Origin of the sequence: Ferrimicrobium sp. (assembly GCF_027364955.1) — a bacterium.
Lineage (GTDB): Bacteria > Actinomycetota > Acidimicrobiia > Acidimicrobiales > Acidimicrobiaceae > Ferrimicrobium.
In genome coordinates this window covers 1-15,522 of record NZ_DAHXOI010000010.1, presented here as the reverse complement: position 1 = coordinate 15,522, position 15,522 = coordinate 1, and the positions used below count along the sequence as shown (strand labels likewise).

Here is a 15,522-nt window from a genome sequence, read left to right as displayed (position 1 = left end):
GGGTTCACTCCGCGCATCCGAGATAGGAGGAGCAGATTTCCGATTCGAATGCTCACCAACCACGCAGGGGCTAAACAGGACCGTGAGTGAAGTCTCCGCTGTCGCCGTCCAGCGGCCTGTCACACACCCAATTGAGACCGATGGGCTCCCGGGACAAAACCTAGCAAGCTTGGGCCGACAACAACGCAGCGCTCTTGCTCAACTCCCACCACGGACGTCTTTGCTCAAGAGGGGGCTGGGAAAGTAGATCCCTGAAATTCTGTACTAAACGGGTCTAGCTTGTCCAATCAGGTCGCAACAACCACTGACAAGTGGGAAGGGATTGGTGCGCAGGAGCTGAGCCAGCGCACCATCGAGGACGGCTTTGCTAAAGGACTATAGGGAGCGTTCCCATGAATTCTATGGCCAAAAGTCTCTATCCAGGACTAGAAGTCCTCATCTCGCCTTGATACCCGTCAAGTGATAGCGCGGAGGGACGAAGAACCCCGGGGTATTCAGATACCCAAACGTTCCCTTCGGCCAACGAGACCTTAATCTGTGCAAGAGCGCGCTGGGGGTTCCGGTTGAGGAGTCGGTCCAGCACTGGCTACTTACCCGCGGATGAGCGGTCCCTGCCGTACGGCCTCGAGATGCGTCACACACCAGGAGTCTCACGGCATCGCCCTACAGCGTAATCCCTCCAATAACCGGAGCCCCAAGGTGGGTGTTGGCATTGGAACCCTCAAAGGGGGCGGTACCGAAGTTAAAGACTCCCCCATCTGCTCCAAAGAGGTAATAGCCCGCTTGGCTCCCTGGAACATAGGTTCCACCAACGATTGGAGCATTCAAAGGATGGGTGCCGGTTAGGCCGGTGATCCCAAGGGTGTAGGTGTTGCCGAGGAACTTGGCGTCACCGAAGTTAAAGACTCCTCCGTCTGCTGCTATGAGGAGATATCCATTGCCGTCTGGGGTAAGGGTCATGCCAACGATGGGGGCGGCTAAGGGATGGGTTCCCGTGAGGCCGGTGATCCCAAGGGTGTAGGTGTTGCCGAGGAACTTGGCGTCACCGAAGTTAAAGACTCCCCCGTCGGCTGCTACCAGGTAGAGACCCTTGCCGTCTGGGGTTGGGCTAAGTCCAACGATGGGGGCGGCTAAGGGATGGGTTCCCGTGAGGCCCGTGATCCCATAGATCGAGACACCGACAAAGCGCATGGCGTCTCCGAAGTTATAGATCACCCCAGCATTGGTCACGACCCAGTAGCCCTGGTCATCGGGAGTCGCGGCCATGCCGATGACACTACCAACTGGGTGGGTGACACTTCCATAGGAGTGAGCGGTTCCAAAGCTCTCAACGGTACCAGACTTAGTGACGAGCCAATAGCCATTGGTACCACTCGCAGCTCCTCCAACGATGTCACTGGCTCCACTCCCAGTCTTTGAGGCAAAGGACGTGACCTCATGGGTGAAGATCCCACCGTTGGCGGTGATGAGGCCAAAGGGGGTGGGAGACTGGGTGGTTGGGGAGGTTGAGGGGATCTCAGGAAGCGTGAGGTGATGGGGAGCTATGGGAGTAGTGGGTTGAGTTGGGGTGATGGGAGTTGGAGCGGGTGCAACGTCGATCGATTCGACAACCTGACTCGCTGGGGCGTAGTAGTAGCCACCAGAAAATCCACCAGACTGGCTGGCCACGATCTCACAGGTTCCAGGAGTCGTGAAGGTTACGACATTGGAGGAGTTGATGAGACAACCGGAGGATAAGAAGGATACCGGTAGATCTGAGGTCGCGGTGGCACTCGGGGTGTAGGTCTGTCCAACTTGGGGCTCAGTGGGAGGTACTGAAGCAAACCTGATCTGAGGCTCGACGTAGTTTGCCTGATAGGCCCCAGCGTTACAGGTTACTGCACCAGAAGCAGGAACATAACCTCGCTGATCGACCGGGGGGCAAGATGCGATCGGGATCGACGCGGCCAGTGAACCTGAGGGGGGGCTAAAAACTAACATAGCGGTCGGCCAACCGCTAGAGGCCAAGGATGATGCGATATAGGTGTCGAGATCAGTAAGGCCGGAATTACTTGTCGAATTGGTAAACCCACATGATTTGTCATCCGAGAAGTTGTAGCCACCATCGGTGAAGGTCCCGCTCAAAGCACATTCACCACCAGTCGGAGAAACGCCGGGTGATGCGAGGAGGTCTCCTGTCAGGGTGGTGGAGGAGGACGAGAAGATCCCGCCACCGTTGCCGGCGGTGCCGGCGGTGCCGCCCTTAGAACTGCCGCCGGTGCCCGCATTGTTTGCCGAGATCGTGGAGTTCGTGATGGTGAGCGATGCGCTAGCTGAGATCCCGCCACCGTTGCCGCCGTTGCCACCGTTGCTGCCGCCCTCGGGACTGCCGCCGGTGCCCGCATTGTTTGCCGAGATCGTGGAGTTCGTGATGGTGAGAGTAGCGGTACTAGAGATCCCTCCACCGTTGCCGCCGTTACCGCCGGGGCCGCCCTCGGGACTACCGCCGCCGGCGCCCGCAGAGCTGCCCGAGATCGTGGAGTTCGTGATGGTGAGCGATGCGCTAGTTGAGATCCCGCCACCGTTGCCGGCGTTGCCGGCGTTGCCCGCGTTGCTGTTGCCGCCCGCACCCGCAGAGTTACCCGAGATCGTGGAGTTCGTGATGCTAAGCGATGCGCTAGTTGAGATCCCGCCACCGTTGCCGCCGTTACCGCCGTTGCCGTTGCTCACGTTGACCCCAGCACTTGCAACTCCCCCGGTTATGGTGACCCCGGAGAGATTGAGGGTTCCTGAACCTTGGACGGTCAAGACGGTGTTGTTGTAATCACCATTGAGTACAGGAGAATTACTGTTGTAGTTCTCGATCGTCACGGTGTCGTTACTCGGGATATCGAGCGTGAAGGGGCCGTTGTAGTCGTTGGAGGATGGGGCATAGCCTTGCTGTTCGGATTGTGGAACCGCTCCAGAACCTTGAGTGATGAGGTAGATGGTGGTGTTTGTTCGGTTGGTAACATCACTGAGGGCGGTTGAAAGGGAGCAGGCATCCGGAGAGCTCGTGCATGATTCGTTAGCGCTCAACGGGTCCACCGAAGCATAGAGCACTTGGCTCGATCCAACCGAGTCAGCCGTCATGATGTCTTGCGTCGACATCGATAAGACCATTGACCCATAAGCACCACTTCCGAGGACAAGGGCCAACGTGGTACCGAAGCGTAGCAGAGAGCGCTTCTTTGATCGAATGGTCAACAGCTTCATCGAAGCACTCCTCTCAGCTTCCCCATCCTTGATCGCTCAAAGGAGGCTACGAACACACAGTCCTTCCAAGGTAGCATGAGAACGTGCGGTAGGGGTGGCTCATGCAAACGTTTGAGCGGTCATTTCACCGATCACAGCGGATCTTCAGGTCATTTCTCACTCGAACAGACTCCGATGCCACCATGGGTGGTTTTCTTGGGATCTAGGCTTCTCCCTTTGGGCGGCGGCAAAAGACGAACGAGCAGCACCGGTGCCCGTAGGGCAGGGGTGGTATCTAACCGGAAAGCACAGCTGAACCGCGTCACGGCTTTGGGTCCGGCCGGTCGATGAGCCGACAGTTTCTCGCTCTATCCGTTGGTGCTCACGTGCTCCTTGGAGTCTGTAGCCAGAGAGGTTATGGTGTTTAACTCATTGGGTGGGAACCATCCTCTGGTTGGTGGGGCTCAGTGCGAGGAACTCAGGTAACCAAGAGAGGCTCGGACCTGTGTGGCGTTCTCAGTCTCGCGGTAGTGCTCTGTTTGGACCCGAGCCTCAATGGCCAAAGTACAGAGCACAACCGCTGAGAGTTTATGGAGACTCAGGATGATTCAGGCATCTGGGGTATGGGGTTCTCAATCGCGCACAAAATGGTCAGTGCAACCAGTCACTTCTCGGATCTACCACACACCTCGTGTCGGCGAACCTTGAACAACCATCCGCTGATTAGTGTCGAAACAAGTGAGTTCGGCTGGGGTAAGGACATGGCGGACGACAAAGGCTCGCTCGCCAAGTCGCCAAAGTCCCTCGCCGCGTTCGAGATCAGGAAGTTGGGCCACCTCGGTGCTTGAGAGGCCGAGTGAGATGCCGGTCTTGGTTGCCTCACCTGACTCCTGGGCATAGATGATCTTGGTAGAACAGTCAGCGAGGAGGCCAAGCGCAAGCCCACGCGCTTCGCTGCCGGCATCACCCACTGCATCAAGATCGGAGAGACGGTGGATGACCATCATGTTGGCGATACCAAGTGCTCTCGAGAGTTTCCACTGGGATTGCATCCTTGCGAGCAGTGCAGGTTGGGCGAGGAGTCGCCAGGCCTCATCGTAGATGACCCATCGCTGGCCTGCATTTTGATCGGTGAGCGCCGCCTCCATCCAGCTCGACGCACACGTCATCACCATCCCTATCAAGCTATCTGATCCCGAGATCCTCGAAAGGTCAAGACTCACCATGGGAAGCGTTGGATCGAACCTCACGGTCGAGGGGCCATCAAAGAGTCCGGCGAGATCACCCGATACCGTCCGGGTAAGTGCATGGCCGATCTCCCTGGAGTCGGTGGCGAGTTGTTCAATGCTCGAACCCGCTACCGCTCTTCTTGGCCGAAAGAGCGCATCAACAATATGGGGAAGAATAGGGGTGGTGTTCTCCATGACTGCGGTCTCGAGTGCTGCATCGAGGGCAGAGTGTTCTACTGCCAAGAGTTCACGACCTAGGGCCGATTCGGTAAGGGCGCCGATGAGTGATCGCCGGCGTTGGCGAGTCACTGCCATCCACTCGGCATCAGTCATGGAGCTCGGTCGTGGACCCTCATCGAGGGGGTTGAGTCTGGCAGGCAGACCACCACCGAGCTCGATAGCGCTACCGCCAACCGCTCGTGCCACCACACTCCACTCCCCTTTCGGGTCGCCAGGCACATAGATCTTGCGACCAAAGGCAATGGAACGAGTTGCGATACTTTTTGCGAGTGCACTCTTTCCCCGTCCGATAATCCCAGCAAGCAACACATTTGGGTTGGTCAGTACTCCCTTTGCATACAGTACCCACGGATCAAAGACAAAGGCCGCTCCTGACCATGAGTCATGGCCGATCAGCACCCCTTCCGAGCCGAGTCCAGCTTCGGCAAGGAATGGATAGGCGCCAGAGAGGATCTCCGTCGTTGCGCGATGCGGCTTCACGCGGAGTGGCCGCCACGAGCGTAGGGCGAAGGGACCGGGCTCACCGTGGGCGGGAAGATATTGGGCATCTCTGCGTTCCGCTCGCAGCGCCGCCAACTCCTGTCGCCGCTCCTCCGTCAGTGCCTTCCGATGATCAGCCGCGACACGAGCGGCGACCTTTGCGGACGCTTTGCGCTCCCGACGAGATGCCGTGGCCGGAGTGTAGAGTGCCGCTCCAAGGGCTCTTCCACCGTCTGGGTGCAGCGCCCTTGCCACCGTGGCTGAGCGCCCTGCAACATTTGGCTCGTCTAGGAGCCGAGATGACCCTGCTCCTCCCCTCGGCACCTCTTGAGCGTCGACGGCGTCTCCATCCAGGATGTCCGCACGATCAAGAATCTTTCGCTTGAACATCAAAACGCCTCTCGTGCGAGCGGCAATGCTGCAACGACAAAACCCTGGGTCTGGCGGCCATAGAGGATCCGGGTTTCACACGCAGATTGCGCAGCGGCTCGCTCAATCTGTGACACCGCTGCTGACAATGCCTCTTCACTTGGTGCAGAGATGGCGATGAAACCAGAGAACTGTACATCTGCGTGCCCGCTGATGAGGGCTCGCTCTCGATCGAGAATGTCCTGATACTCTTGCGCATCGGCGAGATCCTCGATTTGTCCGATCTTTGCCTTCTGTAGGGAGTCCGAGACTGCCTCTGTCTTTTCCTTGCGGATGGACTTAAGCGCATCGGTGGTGCCGACTGGATGGGCCACAATGGAGATCGACTTTCGAACCCCTGGAGAGAAGACCAACGAATGGAGGAATGATGGCGGTACATCGATTCGTGGCCAATCGCTGATCCAGAGGACCGTCGACCACCCTGAATCAGAACGAAAACGATCCCAGTGCTCTGAGATCGCAACCGGTCCGGCAGTAGCAAGTTTTGAACCAGGCTGGCCCGGCACGATGTTCTCCATAGGGTCATAGGCAGAGCGAACAATGGCAGCCAGTTCGGCAGCCGCCAACCAATGCTGGACTCTGAGTCCCGATGTCCGTAGGCTGTGTTCAATCGCGGCCATGTCCGCTGATAGCACTGCTGCTGCACCGCGCATCCCTCGACCAGCCGAGGCGATAGCCTTACCAGCTGCCTTCATGTCAAGGGCAATGGTGATCGTGGATCGATGCGTTGAAGAACCTACTGAGGTCTGATCGAGCAATGACTGATAAGCCTCGTCGGCCCAACTGCCGTCATGGAGGCCCTGATGCTCATACCAACCGGCCACACCAACGCCTGGGTCAGGTACCGTCGCCTCCAATACCTGCAAAGCAGCACAGGTACCGGACTGGGCCAGCGAGGCGAGTGTTCGACCCCAAGCCGACACCCGTTGAGCCTGCTCATCAGGCGAAAGTAGGACGTAGGCAGGATGTTCAACCAGAAGCGTTGCCGAGAGGGTCTGTCGATGAGGATCATGGACCATGAGACAACCAGTGACAGGGTCATCGTAGAAGCGAAGGGCTCCCGCATCGCCGGGTAGGGCAAGGGTACCTGCTGGTCAGGGCTTCGATGGTTTGGAGCGAAACTCTGTCTGCCCTGCGTGTTTGCGAGCCCAATAGTGGCCCGCCACCGGTACCCATTCGATGGCAGGTCTACCCTGAACACTCACCATTGCCGATGCCAAGAGGGGCACCCACAACAAGCCCGACAAGACAAACCCGGTCTCGCCTGCAATGGTAAGAGCGGCGACTACGACGATGACAACCAAGCCGAGAGCGACGACCCGGAGCAATGAGAACCCGAGCAGCACACCACGCGTCGATTGACGTCCGAACCTGACAGTGGCTGGCTCGACTGATGAGGAGGAAGCGGTCATGGTGATACCTTTCTGTTAACTACCTCGATGAACTACTCGCAGCGGACGGGGCACGAGGGTTTGGAGACGACGGTGAAGCCTGCGTTGGACCATGGGAAGCGAGGTCAAAGAGGTCGTTCGTGCTCGGCTTTGTGGAGCCTGGAGCACCGGTGCCGCTCGGACTAGTTGGGCCAGTCTGGCCTGGTTGCCCGGAAATGGAGGCCGGCCTAGAGGAACTCCCAGTGATGCCAAATTGGCCTCCGATTGATGAGACCTTCTGTGGAGCGGCGACGGCCGTTTGTGTCACCGACTTCACACTGCTCGCATGGCCGTGTAATTGCGACATGTGATCAGAGGTGAAATGAACCGTCTTTAAGGCAATCCAAGGTGCGAGTCCGCCCATCAGGAGGAGCAGTCCCCCCGAGGCGATCTGGGTGATCGCTTGAGTACCAGAGGGGGCTCCAGCCGTTGTACCAACCCCAACAGCGCCAATGCCGCGAAACAATGTGTAGAAGCCGGTGATCAGAATCGTTACGAGAATCAGCTTCGAGGCGATCAGTGCAATCATCCCCTCGATCCACTTCTTCACCCAACCAGTTGAGATGTCGGCTAATGAGCCAGCAAAAGCTAATGGACCAAAGACGGCCGCGAGGATTATCAAGAGTTTTCGCACCGTGAGTGCCGCCCAGATGATAACGGCAGCCACAACGATAATCAACGAAAGAATCAGCAGTGCTGCGGGGTTCTGAATGGAATCTAACGCGGCACTACCCATGATGCCTTGGCCGAGGGTCGTCATGGTTCCCCCGGTGGCCGCCTGGACCATCCCATTTGAGAGGCTGTCGGTGGCGGCAAGTAAAAGATTCGTGACAGCGATCGCCGCAGCCCCACCGATAAAGGCAATGAGTAGCCCCTTGCCCGCGCGGCCAAGACCAGCGATGTCGCGGCGCAGAATTGACTGGATGATCTGGATCAGAAAAAGCCCCATACCCACGACGACCGCAATAGCCATCAGCATCGCCAGAAGACGATCAAAGCCCGAGCCTCCAAGACGGATCGCGGTGGCGCTCCCGATCTCCTCCCACAGCCAGGTGCAGACCTTGGTTGCCGCCTCGGAGAAGTATTTCGCGATCGCTGAGAATGCTGAACCAGCCAACGACTTCGCACCAGAGTCGAGCAGGCTCCCAAGTGCTGCGAACGGATTGGGTACCGATGGCATGGCGCCTAGCCCTCGGCCCAGTTGTCAACCGACATGGCACCATAGCCGTGGTGATATTCGGCACTTGCGAGACCAAGTTCGAGCGAGAATGGTTTGCTGACCGCCTGATGGCTAGCCTGGTTAATCGTTAGGGTACCCGTTACATCCAGGGCCACCATCAGTGGGTCTGAGGGTTGCCAACCCGTTGCAAGAGCCGACGACCACTCCGGATTTACTGATTCGCTCACATCTGAGACACTCCACACGACTCGATGCTTGGCATTCATCGACCATGTCGAGGCTGTAGGGATAGGTGACGGCTCACCAACGAGGTCGCCGTAGAGTACCCGGGTCGAAGCAAGCGAAGGAGTCCCAGGCATGGAGTCTGGTGCAAGTTCCGACTGCGCCCACGAGAGCAGTGCAGAGCGAGTGTCTTTGGCAAAGTTGATATCGAGTAGCTCAGTGACAAAAGTCGTCGCATACGTGTCTGACCCCTGTCGGAGGGTACTCGAGATCGCGGGGAAACTAGCAGAGACTGTCGGAGGAGGAGGATTCAGCGCTTCCACTTGGATCCATTCAGCACCGTTGGCCTGATTCGCCTCGGCGATCTTGGCATTATCGGCCAGTTGTTGGGCTGATGTGTGCCCTTCCCCAGGTGGAGCGCTATAGCGCGGCGTCAACGTATGACTCGCTCCCCCGTTGTTTGCGATGGCACGGGTTCCCTTCTCGTTTCCGCCATGAGCCCCCAAGACGAAGATGATCGCTAGTACTGCGACGATGACTAGTCCACCGCCACCGATGAGCCATCCTCGAGTCGAGCGCGATCTCATCACAGCGCGTGCCCAGCACCGACAAAGAAGTTGACGAGAACATCAGCTCCTCCGACTAACAATGCGGCGATCAAGCTAGCGAGAACGCCTGTCTTGCCCCTCGAGGTATGGTTTGGATTACTGGAGTGGTGACCGAGTGCCCACACGATGGCGGAGACAATAACGCCAGCAACAGCGGCGACGAGGCCAACCGTCAATAGCGCACCGACGATGTTTTCCAACTCGGTGATGCCCGGAAGGCCCGACGTATTAGGGCTGATGTTGACCGCGAGGAGGTTAAGCATTGTTGTTCCCTTTCTGTCGAGGGTCCCACACTTCGGTCCCCACTACCCAAGAACCCGCCCGGCGGAAAACCGTCACAAATTAGGTTGCGGGATTCACAATGGCATCAAGACCCCCGGCAGTGAAGGCGGTCCAGGACTGAACCACAACCCCCATCTGCGGATCTACTGCCGACTCAACTAATCCATCGCCGAGATAGATCCCGACATGACCAGGCAACCCTGGACCCGGGGCATCCGTCCCAGGGACGAAGACAAGATCACCAGGTGCCATGGCACCAGCAGCGACCATCTGGCCCTCGTTCATCTGATCGACCGTGTAGTGGTCGAGTGTCACACCCGCCTGGGCCCACGCCATCATCGTGAGCCCTGAGCAGTCAAACGCATTCGGCCCCGCTGCTCCCCAAACGTAGCGATCTCCAAGTTTTGAAAGCGCATAGGTGATTGCAAGGCTCGCCTGAGGAGTGGTCCCAAGCGGGATCGCATAACCAGCGGGTAGTCCATCCGAGCTCGCCGGCCCCGTAACCCCTCCCGTGGGACCCGCACCACAACCAGCGACGGTGAAAGACCCGGTGACGTCCGCCAACACGACACCAGCTTCGAGCCAGTGAGCTTTGTAATTCGAGCCACGAACGAAACGAGACCCTTGAACCTCCTCCGCGACACGCCATGGCTTCTTGGTCTGCCAATCTGAGACTGAAAGCAGACGCTGCACAAACATGCCAGTGGCATCGGCGGGGTTGGACTCTTCGGATACAGTGCCCCATCCATCCTGAGTTTGCTGCTGGAAGAGACCCACGGACGTACCATCTTGGCCCATTCCCTCCCCTGTGTTGGAACCTGGAACCCTCGTGTTTCCAAGGTCGCGCAAACCGCTCTCTGTAATCGCCACCATGAGCGCGATCTGCTCCGCCTGCGCAGACTCACCAGAGGCAGCTGCGGTGACCGACACAATTGTTTCAGCATTCACTGATTGTTCGGGATCCAGGGTAACGATCGTACCCGTCGACTGACAGCTGGCCATATTGACCAAGGTGCTAAGCGTTGCTTGCTCGGCAACGGCGCCTGTTGCCCCTCCAGCCAACACAACGAGGCCCATCAGGGCGGCGAGGGCGGCTAAGCCAAGTCCAAGTACGACCCTATAGTTCACAACCTTGCAATGACGCGCAGGAAAAACGTCACCAATCCTGAAATCACCGAGACAGAGTCAGGCAAACGCCGAGCATCGAGTGCGCAAGTGAGTGTGGCGCTGACCACGTCCAGCTCGATGTCCGCGGCCTCTATCAGGGAATTTGCGCAAACTGATGCGTAAGTGTGCATTCGCCCCTTTTTTATCTTCTCTTACTTTTTTCCCTGTTCTTAGCATGGAAGAGGAGAGTTCCGCTATTTCCCCAGCTCAATTGCTATGTGTTGTTGCGCAAGTAGCGCAAGCTATCGATACTGAGATTCCAGGGCCAGGAAGAGTCCCTGTTAATCGGGTTGCATGGGAGCGGAACTCCTCTGACCAGATTCGCATTCCTTTCAGCTTGCACAACAGCGGGTGTGCGAAGGAGCGCCACTTCGAAGTAACCGAGTTGAAGCGCTAGATCCAACTCGGTGATTCCAATGAGGCTCCAGCTCAAGGCTGTGCCGCATCACCGATTGGTTGAAAGTTCCGACAAACCCAAAGGGTTACCGGACCCCATCTTCCTCCCATGCCCAAGGACGGAGCAAAGAGAGCCAACATTATTCTCCGAACCCTGCCACATCTCCGGGCTAATAATCACCTATTCGTTGGGCACCTTGTCGAGTGGGGCGCTGTTCAACAAATGGAACAAAGCTGACAATGCACTCATCTTCTCCCCTCTGACTACAGCGAGCATGGCTACTCAGTCGGTCGACAACTGACTTGCTAACCAGAATGCGCACCCAAGACTCGACGGATGGAGAATGCATGACCTCGTCGAAAGGAGATACAGGAAGACAAAGGCCTCGTCGCCAGGAGATCCTGCGATGACTTTTGAACCCGCCAGGACCCTCCGACCGCCTGGTCGGCCTATCGACGCCCGGCTCCGGCACGTGAGACCCGCTTGATCGCTCCGGTTGCATTGAGCCGGAACTGCATCATCTGCCGGCTTACCCCAAGGCGTACAGCGGCCTCAGCGATGCTCAACGTGCCACGGGCCACGGCTAAGGTTGCGGGCTCGCTGACAAGGAGACAGCCAGCTAACCACGTTGCTTCGTCCTCAATACGCTGACTCCACACCCGACACCCGCGATCGTCCAAGGCTGGGGTCGGAGGGTGGTTCAGGAGACCGTGACTCAATTCATGGCAGATGTTGCTGTTCTGTCGCACCTCCGCGTGTGAGTCGTTATGTACGACGATGCGTCGAGTGCCATCAAAGACCGTTACTGCCGAGAAAGCCTCAGGCTCCACGGTCAACAAGTGCTCCACGGCAGGAGCGTCCCCTACAAGCGAGCTGAGACCAATAACCGGGATGTCGAGATGGTCGGCTAGCAACCACGGGTCTAGGGCGTCGAACTGGCCGATCCCAAGCTCATTCCGAGCCCCCAACGCTACCGAGCTGGCCCAGGTCTTGAATCCCCGCTGGAAGCCCATTTCTGCACCTACTCCGGTAACCTCAGTCGGTTATAGATGGTCTTGATCAGCTCATCTAGGGCGGTCGCGGCTTCCGGCGTGAGGTTCCGATCGGAACGTAAGTAGGTGGAAATCTTCGCGAGTGGCTCAGCTTCCCGTCGGACATCCTCTGACCGTATGTAATCGTCGGCGACTAACCCCGACCAAGACACCAGGGCCGCCAGGCCGTCCACGTCCGGCCGCTTTCCTTGCGCCATCCGGGTGAGGGTAGAGGCGCTCACGCCCGACTGGGCGGCCACTTCCTTCCAGTTAAGCCGTCGGGCCTGCCGTTCTGCATCCACCGCCACGTAGAAGGCGCCCGCGTCAAACCATCCCTTCTTCTCCACGTCGATCAAGTTCCTCCTTCTCCGGCTGATTGCACACTTGCAATTACTTACCGAATCTGATATACTATTCTAACAATCAAGCGTCTAGAACGCAACTCGAGACATAGGAGAGTGTATGAGTGACACTGAAACAATCAAACCCGAGGCCGAGAAGGACTTCGTAATCATCGTAAACGGTCAGGAAAAGACCGTTCCCTCGGATGAGGTGACGTTCGACAAGGTCGTCATCCTGGCCTTCGGCGCAGTGGACCCGAACACCGTTTACACCATTACTTATCGGCACGCCAAGGCACCGGAGCATGAAGGGATCATGGTGGAGGGTGGCATCGTGACCGTGAAGGAACGGACCGTATTCAATGTCACAGCTACCACTCGGTCATAGTCCAGACTTGCGTCGTCTCCGTGAGGACGGCTACGAGGTGTCCATCGACGATGATGGACGCCTCGTGGTCGATAACATCGCCTGTGTCACGACTGAGGGGAAGGTGGGTTCCGGCAGCCTGGTCTGCGAGCTGAACCTTAGCGGTGATCGGACTGGCCCTCCCGGCAACCACGAGGTCGACTTCGTCGGTCCGACCCCGTGTAACCGTTACGGCAAGCAGCTACCGCACATCACTCGGAGCGAAAACATGAAGCTCCGTGGTCAGACACTGCAATCGCATCACTTCTCAAGTAGACCAAGCACTCCATTCCCGGACTACCACGCGAAGATAACCAACTACGCCAACATGATCAACGGTCCGGCGCAGGCGATCGGCGGCCCTTCGGCCCGAACTTACAGGGAGATAGCGGACGACGATCCTGATTCTGTCTTCAAGTATCTGGACACTGGACCGGGGCGTTCGGGGGTTAGCGCTATAACCCGCAAGGTCGAAGGTATGAGAGTCGCCATAGTCGGGCTTGGCGGAACAGGCTCATACATCTTGGACTTCGTCGCCAAGACGCCCGTGCGAGAAATCCACCTGTTCGACGGCGACATCTTGTACTCCCATAACGCCTTTCGCTCTCCCGGAGCCGCCAAGCTGGAAACCCTCCGGGAGGCGCCGAAAAAGGTGGACTACTACAGGGATATGTATGGCCCCATGCGGGAAGGGATCGTCCCGCACCCTTACCCGATCAATGAGACCAACCTGGGTGAATTGGATAGCTACAGCTTTGCCTTCCTCTCGATGGACAGCGGGCCCGCAAAGGAGGCGATCGTCAGATTTCTTACTGACCGCAACATCCCCTTCATCGACACCGGGATCGGAGTCTACGAAACCGACGATCGGCTTGCTGGGGTGCTCAGAGTAACGACAAGCACACTAGAACGACAGGATCACGTACTGAACGGCACTCGCATCGACTTCACCGACCGGGACCAAGAGGCGCTCTACGACCGGAACATCCAAATTGCTGAACTGAATGCCTTCTCGGCCAGCCTAGCGGTGATTCGCTGGAAGAAGTGGGCCGGCATATACTTGGATTTAGAACACGAACATTGCAGTGCCTACACCATCGACGGCAATGCTCTTATCAATGTGGACCGTCCAAGATGCGAGTAAATAGCATCGAGCCGATATTCTTTGATGTCATACCGGCTGAGCTGCAGCCTGCCAAGCTGTACATCTCGATCGAGTATGGGGCCGTTCTTCATCTATGCTGTTGCGGCTGCGGCCGAACGGTATCAACGCCATTAAGTCCCGCACAATGGCGGATAACCTACGACGGACAATCTGTCTCCCTCCATCCATCAGTCGAGAGCGACGGGTTCGCGTGTGAGTCGCACTACGTGATACAGAATAACCGGGTGGAATGGGTCGAACGCCTCCCGAAACAGAGCGCTCAGTCACGCCGGCTCGCCGACCATCGTGCCGTGGAGTCTTACTTTGAGGACCGTACCTCTGCAAAGAACGGCCCGACCGAGATCTCCGATACAGATAAGCGATCGCGCCGCTCTTGGCTACAGCGGCTCAAGCGGTTCTGGCGCTAAATAGTAAAACCCGAACTGCTTACCACTTCGAGAGGACGAGTAAGCACCGGCGTAGCATCATGAGCGTTGCGGACTTTCGGGGATCGGCTCCGACGGCCTCTTCTGGGCGGGCTCCGATCCATGTCGCGTCATTTCGGCAAAGCATGATGCACTTCACACTAAAGGGGTGCGGGCGTGAGCGAGGCTGACACTTGCCGTAAGGATGTAGTGCCGCGCCTGGTTCGTTCAGAGTGGGACGACAATCCTCACTCGTCTACCGAGCAGCGCATATTCACCGATGGTCGGATCATTCCGGTGTCGAACGATATCAAGCGTGGCAAGCGAAAACACACTGACTTCGTCCTCTCCGCTACGCTCGAGACCTTCCGATCGCCCCAGCAAGCCGAGGAATACGGGAAGACTCTAAGCTTTCAGTTCGCACTTTCGACCAATAGCAAAGAAATAGTCGGGTTTAACTTCGCCATTGGCATGGCGACTGAGCTGATTGAGTACCCGAAACCACAGGAGCTCTTCGATAGATACTGGGTGGCACAAGGGCTCTGATGGCTAAGGCTCTGAAGGTAGCCCGTATAACACAGGGTTTGACCAGCGACCACATCTCTCGCCCGACCAGTTTGGTTCGATGACCAGAGGGCGACAATTGTCCTTGCTGCCACGATAATGTCAATTGTCTCAGCGTCCGTAAAGTATTGCAAACCCACCAGCTCACCGTCTTTCTGGAAGATCGAATACGCCTTGCCAAGGATGGGTTGGCTCCAGTTTCGAGCAAGAAAATCCTCAAGGTGCCTCTCAAGAGCAAAGGTACCCCGGTCCTCAATGCCTGGTTACTTAGCGACGAGCGTTTAGGCAGACGTCGGCTCACCGATGTTGATTAACCGCTCTATCTCAGTTGGATAGTCCGTGAGGTTAGCTAATCTACTTGCCGATCCTACAGCACCTCGCAGTAACTCATTCATTGTGGTTCGCGGGATGCCAATCCCAAGCTACTGAACCCTTCCCCGATGGGACAATGTCTCCCCTGTGGCGTAAGAGTAATCACCAATCATTCGACCAACTTGGTAAATCCGTGCAGCATCTGGACTCAATATCCAATCATTCTGTTGCAACCCCCTCGACACTGTCCGGAGAACACCGCGAGCAAGTCCTACATTAATCCTCGTTTTACTTGGGTCGTCATCGAGAAAGATCGGAGGAACTCTCGATTGAAGGCGCGCCATTTGTTAACGGTCACGAAAACCTGCACACTCACGGACACCTAAATTGCACGGGTACGGTCACTGGTTTTGCATGGGTTA

Annotated in this window: 13 protein-coding genes and 1 pseudogene; 4 read left to right on the top strand and 10 right to left on the bottom strand. The window is 57.4% G+C overall.

The annotated features are described in order from the left end of the window. Positions 1–663 precede the first annotated feature (663 nt). The 10 genes and pseudogenes from M7Q83_RS08120 to M7Q83_RS08075 form a co-directional block, all read right to left on the bottom strand. Positions 664–3,234: a hypothetical protein gene (locus M7Q83_RS08120; RefSeq protein WP_298337198.1), complete on the bottom strand. Its 2,571-nt coding sequence runs from the start codon at positions 3,232–3,234 to the stop codon at positions 664–666. Between the two features lie 656 nt (positions 3,235–3,890). Beyond that, positions 3,891–5,552, bottom strand: coding sequence for a hypothetical protein (locus M7Q83_RS08115; RefSeq protein ID WP_298337196.1), 1,662 nt, complete (start codon positions 5,550–5,552; stop codon positions 3,891–3,893). Continuing rightward, positions 5,552–6,673, bottom strand: a pseudogene (locus M7Q83_RS08110) (SCO6880 family protein); the annotation flags it as partial. The gene M7Q83_RS08115 and the pseudogene M7Q83_RS08110, both read right to left, overlap by 1 nt. A gap of 12 nt (positions 6,674–6,685) precedes the next feature. Continuing rightward, the gene (locus M7Q83_RS08105; protein ID WP_298337191.1) at positions 6,686–7,003 is read right to left on the bottom strand and encodes a hypothetical protein; all 318 of its coding nucleotides are present in this window, start codon (positions 7,001–7,003) and stop codon (positions 6,686–6,688) included. Positions 7,004–7,022: 19 nt separating this feature from the next. Then, a complete protein-coding gene (locus M7Q83_RS08100) occupies positions 7,023–8,201 on the bottom strand; it encodes a hypothetical protein (RefSeq protein ID WP_298337188.1) in 1,179 nt (392 codons plus the stop codon). A gap of 5 nt (positions 8,202–8,206) precedes the next feature. Further along, positions 8,207–9,013 (bottom strand): hypothetical protein, encoded by an 807-nt coding sequence (locus M7Q83_RS08095; RefSeq protein ID WP_298337183.1) that lies wholly within the window; start codon positions 9,011–9,013, stop codon positions 8,207–8,209. Beyond that, positions 9,010–9,294 (bottom strand): DUF6112 family protein, encoded by a 285-nt coding sequence (locus M7Q83_RS08090; protein WP_298337180.1) that lies wholly within the window; start codon positions 9,292–9,294, stop codon positions 9,010–9,012. The genes M7Q83_RS08095 and M7Q83_RS08090 overlap by 4 nt, the downstream gene beginning before the upstream one ends. A 79-nt stretch (positions 9,295–9,373) precedes the next feature. After that, on the bottom strand, positions 9,374–10,441 hold the full coding sequence (locus tag M7Q83_RS08085) for a C40 family peptidase (RefSeq protein WP_298337178.1): 1,068 nt from the start codon (positions 10,439–10,441) through the stop codon (positions 9,374–9,376). An 885-nt stretch (positions 10,442–11,326) separates the two neighbouring features. Continuing rightward, the gene (locus M7Q83_RS08080; protein ID WP_298337175.1) at positions 11,327–11,890 is read right to left on the bottom strand and encodes an ImmA/IrrE family metallo-endopeptidase; all 564 of its coding nucleotides are present in this window, start codon (positions 11,888–11,890) and stop codon (positions 11,327–11,329) included. A gap of 8 nt (positions 11,891–11,898) precedes the next feature. Further along, the gene (locus tag M7Q83_RS08075) at positions 11,899–12,255 is read right to left on the bottom strand and encodes a hypothetical protein (protein WP_366526388.1); all 357 of its coding nucleotides are present in this window, start codon (positions 12,253–12,255) and stop codon (positions 11,899–11,901) included. 115 nt (positions 12,256–12,370) lie between these two features. On the opposite strand from M7Q83_RS08075, the gene M7Q83_RS08070 reads away from it, so the two are divergent. From M7Q83_RS08070 to M7Q83_RS08060, 4 genes are all read left to right on the top strand, one after another. After that, positions 12,371–12,637 (top strand): multiubiquitin domain-containing protein, encoded by a 267-nt coding sequence (locus M7Q83_RS08070; protein ID WP_298337166.1) that lies wholly within the window; start codon positions 12,371–12,373, stop codon positions 12,635–12,637. Continuing rightward, entirely contained in the window at positions 12,612–13,799 is a 1,188-nt protein-coding gene (locus M7Q83_RS08065; RefSeq protein WP_298337163.1) for a ThiF family adenylyltransferase, read from the top strand. The genes M7Q83_RS08070 and M7Q83_RS08065 overlap by 26 nt, the downstream gene beginning before the upstream one ends. Beyond that, positions 13,790–14,227 carry a DUF6527 family protein gene (locus M7Q83_RS14260; protein WP_366526387.1) on the top strand — a complete coding sequence of 146 codons (438 nt, stop codon included), beginning with the start codon at positions 13,790–13,792 and terminating at the stop codon, positions 14,225–14,227. The genes M7Q83_RS08065 and M7Q83_RS14260 overlap by 10 nt, the downstream gene beginning before the upstream one ends. A gap of 174 nt (positions 14,228–14,401) precedes the next feature. Then, positions 14,402–14,770 carry a hypothetical protein gene (locus tag M7Q83_RS08060; protein ID WP_298337161.1) on the top strand — a complete coding sequence of 123 codons (369 nt, stop codon included), beginning with the start codon at positions 14,402–14,404 and terminating at the stop codon, positions 14,768–14,770. The last annotated feature ends 752 nt before the right edge of the window (positions 14,771–15,522 follow it).